13 protein-coding genes are annotated in these 12,383 nt (G+C 69.6%); 4 read left to right on the top strand and 9 right to left on the bottom strand.

The features are described 5' to 3' along the window. Nucleotides 1-4: 4 nt before the first annotated feature. The gene (locus OG453_RS29760; RefSeq protein WP_266871634.1) at nt 5-757 is read left to right on the top strand and encodes a sirohydrochlorin chelatase; all 753 of its coding nucleotides are present in this window, start codon (nt 5-7) and stop codon (nt 755-757) included. Between the two features lie 96 nt (nt 758-853). Here the strand turns inward: OG453_RS29760 and OG453_RS29755 are convergent, their stop codons facing one another. Beyond that, entirely contained in the window at nt 854-1,396 is a 543-nt protein-coding gene (locus OG453_RS29755; protein WP_266871633.1) for an RICIN domain-containing protein, read from the bottom strand. A gap of 318 nt (nt 1,397-1,714) precedes the next feature. On the opposite strand from OG453_RS29755, the gene OG453_RS29750 reads away from it, so the two are divergent. After that, on the top strand, nt 1,715-2,572 hold the full coding sequence (locus OG453_RS29750) for a hypothetical protein (protein WP_266871632.1): 858 nt from the start codon (nt 1,715-1,717) through the stop codon (nt 2,570-2,572). 10 nt (nt 2,573-2,582) lie between these two features. On the opposite strand, the gene OG453_RS29745 is transcribed toward OG453_RS29750, so the two are convergent. Then, on the bottom strand, nt 2,583-3,566 hold the full coding sequence (locus tag OG453_RS29745) for an ArsR family transcriptional regulator (RefSeq protein ID WP_266871631.1): 984 nt from the start codon (nt 3,564-3,566) through the stop codon (nt 2,583-2,585). A 98-nt stretch (nt 3,567-3,664) separates the two neighbouring features. On the opposite strand from OG453_RS29745, the gene OG453_RS29740 reads away from it, so the two are divergent. Beyond that, on the top strand, nt 3,665-4,987 hold the full coding sequence (locus OG453_RS29740; RefSeq protein ID WP_266871629.1) for an MFS transporter: 1,323 nt from the start codon (nt 3,665-3,667) through the stop codon (nt 4,985-4,987). Nucleotides 4,988-5,051: 64 nt separating this feature from the next. Next, a complete protein-coding gene (locus tag OG453_RS29735) occupies nt 5,052-5,585 on the top strand; it encodes a GNAT family N-acetyltransferase (protein ID WP_266871628.1) in 534 nt (177 codons plus the stop codon). On the opposite strand, the gene OG453_RS29730 is transcribed toward OG453_RS29735, so the two are convergent. From OG453_RS29730 to mgt, 7 genes are all read right to left on the bottom strand, one after another. Beyond that, the gene (locus OG453_RS29730; protein WP_266871627.1) at nt 5,578-6,192 is read right to left on the bottom strand and encodes a DsbA family protein; all 615 of its coding nucleotides are present in this window, start codon (nt 6,190-6,192) and stop codon (nt 5,578-5,580) included. The two genes, OG453_RS29735 and OG453_RS29730, sit on opposite strands and share 8 nt — an antisense overlap. A gap of 73 nt (nt 6,193-6,265) precedes the next feature. Continuing rightward, a complete protein-coding gene (locus tag OG453_RS29725) occupies nt 6,266-7,270 on the bottom strand; it encodes a ketopantoate reductase family protein (RefSeq protein ID WP_266871626.1) in 1,005 nt (334 codons plus the stop codon). A gap of 53 nt (nt 7,271-7,323) precedes the next feature. Continuing rightward, complete coding sequence (locus OG453_RS29720) at nt 7,324-7,710, bottom strand: DUF4440 domain-containing protein (RefSeq protein ID WP_266871625.1); 387 nt, start codon at nt 7,708-7,710, stop codon at nt 7,324-7,326. After that, nucleotides 7,700-8,284 (bottom strand): DUF1697 domain-containing protein, encoded by a 585-nt coding sequence (locus tag OG453_RS29715; protein ID WP_266871624.1) that lies wholly within the window; start codon nt 8,282-8,284, stop codon nt 7,700-7,702. The genes OG453_RS29720 and OG453_RS29715 overlap by 11 nt, the downstream gene beginning before the upstream one ends. A gap of 106 nt (nt 8,285-8,390) precedes the next feature. Then, complete coding sequence (locus tag OG453_RS29710) at nt 8,391-9,599, bottom strand: S8 family peptidase (RefSeq protein WP_266871623.1); 1,209 nt, start codon at nt 9,597-9,599, stop codon at nt 8,391-8,393. 362 nt (nt 9,600-9,961) lie between these two features. Beyond that, on the bottom strand, nt 9,962-10,927 hold the full coding sequence (locus OG453_RS29705) for a CDP-alcohol phosphatidyltransferase family protein (RefSeq protein WP_266871621.1): 966 nt from the start codon (nt 10,925-10,927) through the stop codon (nt 9,962-9,964). A gap of 192 nt (nt 10,928-11,119) precedes the next feature. Next, nucleotides 11,120-12,340 (bottom strand): macrolide-inactivating glycosyltransferase, encoded by a 1,221-nt coding sequence (gene mgt / locus OG453_RS29700; protein ID WP_266871620.1) that lies wholly within the window; start codon nt 12,338-12,340, stop codon nt 11,120-11,122. Between the last annotated feature and the right edge of the window lie 43 nt (nt 12,341-12,383).

Below are 12,383 nucleotides of genomic sequence, written 5' to 3'. Positions count from 1 at the left end.
TGCCATGCGTGTTCCCGCCCGCCCCGCCCTCGTCGTGGTCGCCCACGGCAGCCGCGACCCGCGGCATGCCGCGACGGTGCGTGCCCTGGTGCGGCGCGTGCGGGTGCAGCGGCCGGGGCTGCGGGTGGAGACGGGCTTCCTCGACTTCAACTCGCCGTCTGTTCCCGAGGTGTTGGAGTCCCTGGACGCGGAAGGTGTGCGCGATGTGGTCGCGCTGCCGCTGCTGCTCACCCGGGCGTTCCACGCGAAGGCCGACATCCCGGCGGTCCTCGACCAGGCCCCGCCCCGGCTGCGTATCCGGCAGGCGCCGGTGCTCGGTCCTTCGCCGCTGCTCCTGACCGCCCTGGAACGGCGGTTGTACGAGGCGGGCCTGACGCCCGCCGACAAGTCCTCGACCGGGGTCGTGCTGGCCTCGGCGGGGTCCACCGACCCGGAGGCGATCGCAGTGATCGCTGAAATCGCGCGGGAGTGGCGGCACACCGGTTGGTGCGCCGTGCGGCCTGCGTTCGCCTCCGCATCTCTGCCCCGCACCGAGGACGCGGTACGCGCGCTGCGCGCGCAGGGCGTCCGGCGCGTGGCGGTCGCCCCCTATGTCCTGGCCCCCGGATTTCTGCCGGACCGGATCGCCCGGGGTGCCAGGGATTCCGGCGCCGATGTTCTCGCGAAGGAACTCGGCCCTTCGCCCGAGGTGGCACGACTGCTCATTCAGCGATACACGGAGGCGCTACTCCGAGAGCGTATGGCGGTCAGCGCCTGAATTATCGCGGACAAACAGCGAATCCCCGCCTCGGGCCCAATTGCCCGGAGACGGGGACTCTTTTCCGTTTCGCTTTTCAGCGGCGCGGCGAATTGCCTACTTCACCTTGAAGATCTGCCCACCGCTGACCTTGCTGTTGCACTTGGACGTGCCCACCCAGGTGCCGCTCGACTTACGTCCCTTGTAGGCGCCGAGGCAGAGCTTGCTCTTGACGTTCTGCGGGTTGAAGTACGCGCCCGGGTTCGAGCTCACGTACTGCCACTTCTGGGAGGCCGAGCTGTTGCACTTGGTGACGTGCGACAGCCAGCCGCTCCTGCCCATCCGCTCCGTCTTGGCGCCGTCGAGGCACAGCTTGGTGTTGGTGGCGGGGTGCAGCTTGGCGACCGCCCTGCCGTTGTACTTGGAGAAGTCGATGCGCCAGAGCTGGTACACACCGCCGGTGCACCCACGGACCCGCTCGCGCTTGCCCTTCTTGGTGCTCGCCTTCGCCTGCACGCTCAGGCAGATGTTCTTGCCGTGCTGGAACTTGAGCGAGCGCCAAGAACCCGCCGCCTGGGCTTCACCGGCACTTACGGCACCGGCGGCCAGGCAGAGAGAAGCCGTGGAAGCGAGCACGGCGAAACGCTTTCTTGCAGCCATGAGGAAGACCCCCGTCTGTTCAGTTCTCATTGACAGAGAAATTTCTATCAACAAGATCCTTTACAGACAAGGGAGTTCATGGAATTACACTTCCACTACACGGATACTTGAGGTTCTTCTGAGCATGGCGAAAAGCCGAGCGAAGAACTGCCGGAAAAACGGCGGCATTTCGCCCGTGGCACCGTCGACGCGGACGTACAAGCACCAGGTTTTGGACCCCGCGCCGGAGTTGGCGCGGCTTCAGCTGCGGCGCCATGACGAGCCATGTGCGGCCGGGCGGGTGGCGCGGGCACTCGCGCTGGCCTAGCTTGTGGGTCCATGACCCTCACCAGATCCCGCACGCTCTGGCTGCGGACCGAGCCCCTGCACGCCGTGATCTACTTCGAGGAAGGCTGCCGCGCCATGGGCCGGGCGCTCGGCCTCAAGGGCTTCTGGATGGGCTACTTCGCGGCCCGCACCGCCCCGATGGGCCCCGTCGAACCGGGTGCCGCGACGGCCGCGCTCGGTGTCTTCGCCCCCGGCATGGTGGCGCGCGCCCTCCCCTCCGCCTGGCAGTACGCGCACCCGGGCCGGATCGTGGAGGAACGCGCGGCGTACTCGGAACGGGCCCTGCGCTCCCTCGTCCCGGACATCGAGAAGCGGGCGGCCGAACTCTGCCCGCCCCTCGCGGCGATGGTCGAGGACGCCCCGTCGCCGGCCCGCCCGCTGTTCACGGCGAACCGCGAGGTGAGCGAGCGCACCGACCCGGTGCAGCGCCTGTGGCAACTGGTCACCTGCGTACGGGAGTTCCGGGGCGACGCACATGTCGCGGCGCTCGCCGACCACGGCATCGACTCCTGCGAGGCGCTGGTGCTCGCCGCGGCGACGGACCGGGTGGACCCGGGGACCATCCGCCAGGACAGGGGCTGGAGCGAGCAGGAGTGGGCGGAGGCGGTGGACCGGCTGCGCGGGCGCGGCCTGCTTGACGGCGAGGGGCACATCACCGAACACGGGCGCACCGAACGGGAGTCGATCGAGGACGCCACGGACCGCCTGTCGGCACGGCTGCTCCGCCCGCTCGGCGCACGCGACGCGGACACCCTGCTTGCCGCCCTCGAACAGCCCGTGCGGCAGATCATCGCCGCCGACGTGCTGCCCTTCCCCAACCCGATCGGGCTGCCGCGACCCACCGGGTGAACTCCCTTGCTCAACGGCAGAGTTCATCCCCGAGCCCGGTCCGGCTGTACCGCACGCTGCGGCCATGACGCGTGCGGCCGAGCAGCCCGGCGTCGTACAGGACCGCGAGGTGCTGGCTGACCGCGCCCGGGGTGACGCCGAGGCGGTGGGCCAGCTCGGTGGTGGATGCGGGCTCGGCGAGCAGGAGAAGGAGCCGGGCCCGCGCCCGGCCGAGGAGGCGGATCAGAGCGTCGCCGGTGACCGGGGGCGGCTCCTCGGAGATGGCGGCGCGGCCCCGCAGGGGGTAGAAGAGCAGCGGCGGCAGGGAACTGTCGATCATCGGCTGGGCGCCGCCCGCGAAGAGCGTCGGGGCGAGGACCAGGCCACGCCCGGCGATCCGGATGTCGTCCGAGTGCCATGGCCGCATGCCGCCCCGCTGGACGAGGCAGAGCACGTCGCCGGTCCAGGAGAGGCGCGGGTCGAGGCTCGCGAAGAGGGCCCCGGTGCCCTGCTCGGCGAGCACCCTCCCCCGATAGGCGAGATCGGCCTCCATGAGGCTCTGGACGCGGGGCCACCAGTGGGGGGCGAGGCAACTGCTCCAGTAGCCGTCGAGGGCGTCGGCGATACGGGTGAGGAACGCGGCGGGGTCGGCGAGTCCCTCGGCCACCACCGGTGGCATGGGGTCGAACTCCCCGTACGCGGCGGCGAATTCGGGGGCGAGCAGCTCGGGCGGGGTGGCTCGAAGCAGCGCGAGCTCCTCGGCGAAGGTGGACCGGGCGCGGGCCGGGCGCGGGGTGAGGAAGTCGGGCACCCACAGGCGCGGTGTGACGAGGGCGGCCAGGAGCTCGGTGTCCTGCCGTTCGAAGGCGGGGCGCAGCCGCCGCAGCCAGGGCCGTTGATGCGGGTAGCGCGCAGGGTCCCGCCAGGAGCGGAGCGAGAAGGCCGCTTCCTGGAGCGGTGAGTACGCGAAGGACGTACGGGCGAGATCGTCGACGCCGAATCTGAACGTGATCACCTGGCCCGCTCCCCTCCCCCTGGTCCGGCCTGGTTCGACCGTTTAGGTGCACGCTAAATGAATGCCGCCGGGGTGGTGGCGGCGGGTTGGGTGAGCGCATGAGCACTCCATCACGCGAGACGACGGAGCCGGAACCGATAGGGCAAGCGAACCCGGCGACTCCGGAACCAACAGGCCGTGCCACCAAGGCCGCAGGGTTCCTCCCCGCCGACCCGATTCTGCGCCGCCTCTCCGTCCTCACCTTCCTCAACGCCTTCGGCAACGGCCTCTATTACCCCATCGGCGTCCTCTACTTCACCCGCGTCGTCGGCATCGACGCGACCGCGGTCGGACTCGGTCTGACGGTGGCCGGTGTGGTCGGCGTGCTCGCCGGCGTACCGGCGGGGCGGGCGGCCGACCGCTGGGGCAGCAGGCGCGTCGGGGCGCTGCTGTGGGGCGGGACCGGGCTCGCCACCCTCAGTTACGTCTTCGTGGGGTCGTACGCGGCATTCCTCCTTGCCGTGGTCTGCACGACCGGCCTGATGCAGGCGAGCCGGGGCGTCATGGGTGCCGTCTTCGCCGAGGTGCTGCCCGGTGCGACACGTGTGGAGTCCCGCGCCTACCTGCGCATGGTGACGAACGTGGCCATGGGCGTGGGCGGCGCGTGCGGCGCGCTCGCCCTGCAGGCGGACACCCGGGGCGCGTACACCGCGGTGATCGTGACGAACGCGCTGACGTTCGCCGCGCCCGCGCTGATGGTGGCGCGCCTGCCGCTCGGGGCCCACCGGCGTGACGTGCCGGCCGCCGCCGTGGAGGCGGGCAGCCGCTGGCGGGCGGTGCGGGATCTGCCGTATCTGGCCGTGACACTCCTGAACGCGGTGCTCGTGATCCAGTACACGCTCCTCGAAGTGGGCCTGCCCCTCTGGATCGTCGAGCGCACGGACGCACCGCGCTGGACGGCGGCTCTCCTGCTGATCGTCAACTGTGTCCTGGTGGCGCTGCTCCAGGTGCGGATGAGCCGGACCGTCTCCGATGTGCCGGGTGCGGTACGGGCGATGGGCAGGTCGGGGGTGCTGCTCGCGGTGGCCTGCGCGGTGTTCGCGGTGTCGGCCGGGCTCCCGCCGGTGTGGGCGGTGGTGGTCCTGGTGGTCGGCGCCGTCATCCAGGTGCTCGCGGAGGTCCTCTCCTCCACCGGGGGCTGGACCCTCGGCTACGAACTCGCCGACGCGCGCGCCCACGGCGTCTACCAGGGAGTCTTCAACTCGGGTACGGCGATCGGCCTGATGGCGGGCCCCGCCCTTGTCACCCTGACGGCGGTCCGGCACGGCCCGGTGGGCTGGGTGGCGCTCGCGGTCCTGTTCGCGGGGGCCGGCCTCGCGATGCGTCCCGCGGTGCGGTGGGCGCAGCGGGACGGGGAGTGGCGGGGAGAGGCCGCGAAATAGCCAACAGGGGCGCATCCCGGCCATCCGGTTGCGAACCGTCACTCCTGCCCCTACCGTCACGCCGATGACCCCCGTACTGCGTTCAGCACGCCTGCGTCTTTCGCCCTATGTCGCCGCCGACGAAGGGCAGTTCGTGGCCCTTCTGCAGGACGAGGCCGTGGGCCGCTGGTTCGGGGACGGGATGCAGAGCGCGGATCAGACGCACGCGCTGTTCCGGCGGATCTTCTCTCTCGTGTACGCGGAGAACCACTTCCCGATCTGGGCGGTGCGGCACGAGGGGCGCTATGTCGGCCACGCGGAGATCAAGCCGTCGCCCGAGACCTGGCTGGACGGCCACGAGATCGTGTACGGCCTGTCGCGGGACAGCTGGGGGCTCGGCCTCGGCACGGAGCTTGCCGGTCTGCTCACTTCGTACGGCCATGAGACCTTGGCCCTTGCCGAGGTGCACGCGACCGTCGACGCGCAGAACACCGCATCGCTCGCCGTCCTCAAGCGCCTGGGCTACGAGCAGGGCCGCGCGGTCCCCGAGGACAACGGCCGCACCACGCTCCTGATGACCTCCCGCGTCCCGGCCCCGCGGCCGAAGGACGTCAGCTGAAGTCGAGGCCTCCGGTACGGGTCCGCTTCAGCTCGAAGAGGTCCGGGCAGCCCGCCAGGACGCGGAAGCTGTCGAAGAGCCGCACCGCGTCGTCGCCGCGCGGAATCGCCCGCAGGACCGGGCCGAACCAGACGGTGCCGTCGACGTGGAGGGTGGGCGTGCCGACGTAGGCGCCGGCCTCCGGGTCCCTGCCCCCGTCGTGGCTGAGCCGCAGCACGTCGTCGTACGCGCGGTCGTGCGCGGCGGCCGCGAGCCCGGCGGGCAGTCCCGTCTCGGCCAGGGACTCGGCGACGACCTGGTCGAAGTCCTCGTACTTCTCCTGGTGGATGCGGGTGCCGTAAGCCGTGTAGAGGTCCCGCAGAACGCCCTCGCCGTGCTCCTTGGCCGCGGCGGCCGCGACCCGGACGGGGCCGATCGACTTGTCGACCAACTCGCGGTACCAGTCCGGGAGTTCGTTGCCGGTGTTGTGGAAGTAGAGGCTCATCACATGGAAGCGGAGGTCGAGCTCGCGGGCGCGCTCGACCTCCAGGATCCATCGCGATGTGATCCAGGCGAAGGGGCAGGCCGGGTCGAAGTAGAAGTCGATGCGGGTGTCGGTCGTCGTCATGTCCTCGACACTAGTGACCAGTGGCGCACGCCCCTGGGCCATTTCCCCTCTGCCCATCTGGGCCAATTCCGCGCTATCCGGCGGATGCCACCAGCGCCACGAGGCCGGCGACCGGCATCGAGCCCGCGGTACGTCGCTCGCGCGCGAAGGTGTTCGCGATGTTCTGCAGGGCGTCGTTCACCGGCGTCGGCACACCGTGCAGCCGCCCGAGGAGGGCGATCTCGCCGTTGAGATAGTCCGCCTCGATGGTGCCCGTGCCCCGGCTCAGGCTCTGCCAGGACGATCCGCCGCCGCGCTCCGAGCGGTCGAAGGGCTCGAAGCGGATACGGTCGCCGCGGGCCTCCTTCTGCTCCTGCTCGCCGACCGCCTCGATTCCGGCCGCGGCGAGCACCGCCTCGCCCTCGGCACGGGCCCGCCGGAAGAGCTCGATGGCCTCGTCGCTGGTGATGAGACCCGTGACGGCTTCGATGGAGTTGGCCAGGTTCGAGAGGAGTTTCCCGTACTTCCAGCGCATCACGTCCGGCACGACGGGCGCGATGAGCTTCGACTTCTCCAGATCGGCGGCGATCAGGCGGGCCGTCTCGTCCTCGCCCGTCGGGTAGCGGCCGATGTGCAGCATGCCGGTGTAAGGAACACCCGCCGCGGAGACCGCGCCCGGCTCGACATGGGTCGCGGGCAGCCAGACGCAGACGCCGTACACCCGCCGGAAGCGGCGCAGCGCGATGCGTTCGCTCTCCACGCCGTTCTGCGCGCAGACCAGCGGAAGGACCTCGGCCGCCGTTCCGCCGCCCGCCACCGGGCGGCCGCCCCAGGCGTCGACGGCGGCCTGGCAGTCCTGTGTCTTCACCGCGAGGAACAGGACGTCGTCCACCCTCAGCTCACCGAGGTCGGCGGGCTGCCGGACGACGGGCAGCCGGTGCGTACGCGTCCCGTCCGGCGTGCTGACCCGCAGTCCGCTCTCCACGAGCGCGTCATGGTGCGCGCCCCGCGCGACGAGAACCACGTCGTGCCCTGCCTCGGCGAGCCGCCCGCCCACGGTACCGCCGATCGCCCCTGCTCCGATGATGATGTAGCGCATGCCGTCGAGCCTCGCACAGGGGATCCGGCCACTCCAGGCCACGTGGGTAAAGATCAGACTTCCGCCGCGGCTTCCTCGCTGAACGGGGTCCCCTGATGGAACCAGAGCAGCCACTCGCCCTCGTACCGCCGCCACAGCGAACTGCGGTGCGCCAGACGGCCGTTGCTGTCCGTGTCGAAGGTCAGGTGCACCACGTCGTCCGCCAGCCGAACGCCCCGCATGCGCGATGCGATGAGCGGGCGGGCTCCCGCCTCGGTGCTCTCGGTCAGCGCCTTGATGATCGACGCCCGGTCCCAGCGGGCCCCCGAGGCGCCGAACTCGGTGAACTCAGGGTGCAGCAACTGTCCGAGGAGCTCGGGCGACGAGCGGACCTCGGGGGCGAGCAGGCGCAGTTCGGCCTCGATGGCCGCGTCCACGGCGGCCGTGCGGTCAGCGGTCATGGTGCGGCTCCCCGGCGATCCCGGTCGTCCCGGTCATCTCGACCAGCTTGGCGACGGTGTTCCAGTTGCGGCTCGTGGCGACGACGCCCTTGAACAGGGCCGGGCGCGAAAGGACCTCGCCCAGCTTGGAGCGGCCGAGGCCGTCGGGAGCGTAGAGATAGAGCGCGCGGTCGCCGAGCCGGAACTCCTCCGGCAGGAAGGCCGCCGGGTCGATCCCGTCGAGGCGTGCGGCGTCGACCGGCTCGGAGAAGTACGTGACGTGCAGCTGCTTGCCTTCGAGCGATTCCGCGGGGAAGGGGCAGGCGTCCGCGACCGCCTTCAGATACGGGCCGCCGCGCACCAGGACGTCCACGGGGAAGCCGAAGTGCTGCTCGATGGCCGCACCGACCCGCACCGCCAGAGCGTCCTCATCGCCGGTGTCACTCGTGAAGACCGCGTTGCCACTCTGCAAATAGGTGCGTACGTTGCCGAGACCGAGCCCGGCGAGCAGCGTACGCAACTCCCCCATCGGCACCTTCTTCTTGCCGCCCACGTTGATGCCGCGGAGGAGCGCCGCGTACGCCTTGACCGTCATCCGCACACCATAGGACGGCCGCCGCGCCCCGTGGGGGTGGGCGCGACGGCCGTCGGTTCACTGGGTGTTACTCAAGGGAGCAACACAAGGGCGTTCGCCCTGTGCCCTACTCGACCACCTTGAGCAGCTTGTTGGGCGTGCCCTCGCTCGGGTTCGAGATCTTGTCCGGGGTCGCACCGTCGGTCAGCGCCTTGGCGACGGCGTCCGGCTTGGCGTCCGGGTGGGCGGCGACGTAGACGGCGGCGGCGCCGACGACGTGCGGGGTGGCCATCGACGTACCGGAGATGGTGTTGGTGGCGTCGTCACCGGTGTTCCAGGCGGACGTGATGTCCGAACCCGGGGCGTAGATGTCCACGATCTCACCGTAGTTGGAGAAGTCAGACTGCTCGTCGTCCTTGGTGGAGGAGGCGACCGTGATGGCCTCCTTCACACGGGCCGGCGAGCCCTGCGAGGCGTCGGTCGACTCGTTGCCGGCCGCGACACCGAAGGTCACACCGGCCGCGATGGCCTTCTGGACCGCGGCGTCGAGGGCCTCGTCGGCGCCGCCGCCGAGGCTCATGTTGGCGACCGAGGGGCCCTGGTGGTTCTTGGTGACCCAGTCGATGCCCGCGACGACCTGCTCGGTGGTGCCGGAGCCCTGGTCGTCCAGGACGCGGACCGCGACGATCTTCGCCTTCTTGGCGACACCGTGCGCCTCACCGGCGATGGTGCCGGCGACGTGCGTGCCGTGGCCGTTGCCGTCGTCGGCGTTGTCGTCGTTGTCGACGGCGTCGAAGCCGGAGACGGCGCGGCCGCCGAAGTCCTTGTGCGAGACACGGACACCGGTGTCGATGACGTACGCGGTGGCGCCCTCACCGGCCGCGTCCGGGTACGTGTACTTCTTGTCGCCCGCGGTGTCCGCCTGGTCGATGCGGTCCAGGCCCCACGACGGCGGGTTGTCCTGGGTGGCGTCGATGGTGAACTTCTTCGACTGGACGACCTTGCCGACGGCCGGGTCGGCGGCCAGCTGCTTGGCCTCGGTCTCGGAAAGACCCTTGGCCGAGAAGCCGTTGATCGCGGAGGAGTAGTTGCGCTTGAGCGAACCGCCGTACTCCTCGGCCAGGTCGGACTTGGCGTCCTTGTTGGCCTTCTCGTCCAGCATCACGATGTAGCTGCCGGCGACGGCACCCTTGGCGTCCGCGCCGTAGACCTTGCCCTCGGCGGGGGTGGCCGCACCGGCGAAGGAGGTGGCGAAGACGGTCACACCGATCGCGGTTGCGGTCGTGGCTATCGCAGCGGTGAGCTTCAGCGTGCGAGCGCGCTTGTGAGTTGCCATGAAGAGGGGTCTCCTCGTGGTGAATGTGGGGGGATGTGGGGGATTTCAAAACTTCACTGCAACACCTGCTGAGATCCGGAAGATCTCCGGGTGTTGGGACGAAACACTGTCTGATTGACGCGCGCAGATCAATACCTACATACACCTGTGACTTGTTCAACAAGGTTCTGTAATAACAAAACGGACCCCTGTCCGCAGATCGGACACCGAGCTGCCGAAGCGCCCCAAGTGCCCTTAGATGTAAGGGGATTGTTACAGCCACCTCACACTTGACTCGACGTGGCCGGTCCGTAACAGAGATGAACTCAAACGCCGGACGGGCTGGATTTCCAGCCCGTCCGGCGAATTCCCCGCAAGGTCCCCTATGCCGCGGCCACGACCTTCCGCTCCTCGAAGGAGTCGATGGTCCGCGTGAAGTCACGCGTGGACAGCAGCAGCTTGTAAATGATGGCCAGCTCGAAGACCAGCAGCAGCGCCCCGGAGACAATCGTCGCCGGCAGCACCACGTCGAAGAGCGGCCCGATCATGAAGACACCCATCTGGAACTCGATCCCGCTCACCAGATGCGTACGGATCCGGTGCCGCAGCAGGAAGGACCGCGCCCGCAGATACGCGGGGAACTTGTGCCGGAACTCCTGGTGCAGGTCGATGACCTGAGGCTTGGCCACGGGGGCGGCCTCCGGCGCCTCCGGAATCCCCGCCTCGGACCGCGCCTTCTGCAGATCCTGCTCCACGTCGGCCTCGGGATTGTCCCGCAGCAGATCCTCCATGAAGGCGAGCTCGGCCTGGTTCTCCGCGCGCCGCGCGGCCTTCAGGCGCACCTTGATCTGCTTGCGCATGGAGTGGCGGATCTTGAAGATCTCGAGGGAGTTGATGTAGCGCAACGTGTCGAGTCCGACCACGGCGACCGCGGCCCAGATGTACAGGGACTCGCCGGTGCGGTCGTACTGACCCCACATCAGCGCCACCGCACACGCCATCACGCGGATCCGGTCGAAGACGAAGTCGAGCCAGGCGCCGAACACCGAACCGGTGCCGGTGAGTCTGGCGACCTTGCCGTCCATGCAGTCGAGGATGAAGCTGAGGTGGTAGACGACGGCGCCGGCGATGAGCCACTGCCAGTCACCGAGCGCGAAGAACGCCGCGGAGCCGAGCCCCAACAGGAACGCGCCCCAGGTGATCTGGTTCGGTGTGATCCGTGTACGCATGGCCGTCAGTCGCACGAGAGGCGTGGCGACCGGGTCGACAAGCAGCACGGTCCACCACGCGTCGCGCTTCTTCTGAGTGATGCGGCGCACCTCGTCGAGGGGCGGTATGTCTCGTCGCATGGGGTCAACTTCCTGGCGTTCGTGGAAAGTTCACCTCACGCTAAGAAGCGATTGGTTCAAGGAACAAGAACCTGCCCGTGCAACCTTTCACCGGGGGTAACGGTCAACCTTTCAGGGCGAGTCAATGGCCCCACCAGAACAACCCTGCGTTACCTGAGCGTTATCGAATGACCTGGGCGTTACCGAAACGCTTCACAGAGCGTTACGCTCCAGCGCCTTCGCCAGCTCCTCCTCGATGAGGTCGGCCGCCATCTTCGTACCGCCCTCCCCGGCCATCCCGGCCTGCACCTCGCCGAGCCTGCGCGCCACTTCGGGGTCCCCGACAAGGGTGAGCACGGCCTCGCGCAGGGCGGCCGCGGTGGCCCCCTCCATCGGCAGATGCCGGGCCACGCCGAGAGCCTGCAGCATGTCGGCGTTGCCGAACTGGTCGGCGGCCTGCGGCACCGCGACCATCGGCGTCGCCGTGGCGAGGCCCTCCTGGCTGCCGCCCGCGCCGGCGTGGGTGATGAAGGCGTCGGCCTGCTTGAGGACCGCGAGCTGCGGAACCCAGGTGCGCACCTCCACGTTCGCGGGTACGTCCCCCAGCTCGGCCGCGTCGACATGCGCGCCGATCTGCAGGACCACGTGCCAGCCCGGCAGGTCCCCGAACGCCTCGATGCACTCGCGGTAGAAGCCCGGCTGCTTGGTGAAGGACGAGCCGAGCGAGACCAGGAGCACCTTCTCCGCGTCCGCGGGCCGCTGCCAGTCGCCCTGCGCCGCACGGTCGCCCTGGCAGGCGCCGACGAAGGTGTGCACGCTCTCGTCGACCCGGTCGGCGTTCGGCTGGAGCGCCTTGGGGATGAGCACGAGCGAGCGGGGCGGGCGGCCGACGAAAGGGTCGGGGTGCTGGGTGACCCCGTTCGCCTCCAGCCAGGCGTGGAAGCGCTCGTAGTAGGCCTGGCCCCGCTCGGACGCCTTCAGCCCGGCGTACATGGGCTCGGCGACCTCTTCCTCGTAGCCGTCCCAGGCCGCCAGGTTCGGCGAGAGCGAGACCTCGGGCACGCCCCAGCGGCGGGCCAGGACACGCGCCGGATAGGAGGTGATGTCGTGCAGGACGAGGTCGGGCTCGTCGCCTTCGTACGCCGCCGCCAGCTGGGGCAGCGTCTCGACCGCCTCGGTGAGGAACGGCTCGATGTTGTCGATCAGTTCGGTCCCCCAGGCCTCGGGATCGGCGTCCGGGCCCGGCAGCGTCGTCATGTACAGGACGGGCTCGGCGCCGGTCTCTGCGACCTTCTCGGCGAAGAGGTGCGGGATGGCGTAGGTGACGCGGTGACCACGGGCGACGAGCTCTCGGATCACTTCGAGGCTCGGGTTGACGTGCCCGTGGGCGGCGATGGAGAACATGGCGATATGGGCACGCTGGCGTGAGGTCATGCACCGACTCTAAACGAGACGATACGTCTCGTGCAACACTGCT

It is taken from the genome of Streptomyces sp. NBC_01381 (genome assembly GCF_026340305.1).
Taxonomy (GTDB): Bacteria; Actinomycetota; Actinomycetes; order Streptomycetales; family Streptomycetaceae; genus Streptomyces.
The sequence above is the reverse complement of the archived record's forward strand: the minus strand, read 5'-3'. Positions and strand labels throughout refer to the sequence as shown.

What these genes read in the sequence shown, in the direction of transcription:
- OG453_RS29755 (WP_266871633.1), bottom strand. Translation starts at nt 1,396, where the DNA reads ATGGCTGCAAGAAAGCGTTTCGCCGTGCTCGCTTCCACGGCTTCTCTC.
- OG453_RS29715 (WP_266871624.1), bottom strand. Translation starts at nt 8,284, where the DNA reads ATGACGGTCAAGGCGTACGCGGCGCTCCTCCGCGGCATCAACGTGGGC.
- OG453_RS29720 (WP_266871625.1), bottom strand. Translation starts at nt 7,710, where the DNA reads ATGACCGCTGACCGCACGGCCGCCGTGGACGCGGCCATCGAGGCCGAA.
- OG453_RS29760 (WP_266871634.1), top strand. Translation starts at nt 5, where the DNA reads ATGCGTGTTCCCGCCCGCCCCGCCCTCGTCGTGGTCGCCCACGGCAGC.
- OG453_RS29730 (WP_266871627.1), bottom strand. Translation starts at nt 6,192, where the DNA reads ATGACGACGACCGACACCCGCATCGACTTCTACTTCGACCCGGCCTGC.
- OG453_RS29710 (WP_266871623.1), bottom strand. Translation starts at nt 9,599, where the DNA reads ATGGCAACTCACAAGCGCGCTCGCACGCTGAAGCTCACCGCTGCGATA.
- OG453_RS29740 (WP_266871629.1), top strand. Translation starts at nt 3,665, where the DNA reads ATGAGCACTCCATCACGCGAGACGACGGAGCCGGAACCGATAGGGCAA.
- OG453_RS29725 (WP_266871626.1), bottom strand. Translation starts at nt 7,270, where the DNA reads ATGCGCTACATCATCATCGGAGCAGGGGCGATCGGCGGTACCGTGGGC.
- mgt (WP_266871620.1), bottom strand. Translation starts at nt 12,340, where the DNA reads ATGACCTCACGCCAGCGTGCCCATATCGCCATGTTCTCCATCGCCGCC.
- OG453_RS29735 (WP_266871628.1), top strand. Translation starts at nt 5,052, where the DNA reads ATGACCCCCGTACTGCGTTCAGCACGCCTGCGTCTTTCGCCCTATGTC.
- OG453_RS29705 (WP_266871621.1), bottom strand. Translation starts at nt 10,927, where the DNA reads ATGCGACGAGACATACCGCCCCTCGACGAGGTGCGCCGCATCACTCAG.
- OG453_RS29750 (WP_266871632.1), top strand. Translation starts at nt 1,715, where the DNA reads ATGACCCTCACCAGATCCCGCACGCTCTGGCTGCGGACCGAGCCCCTG.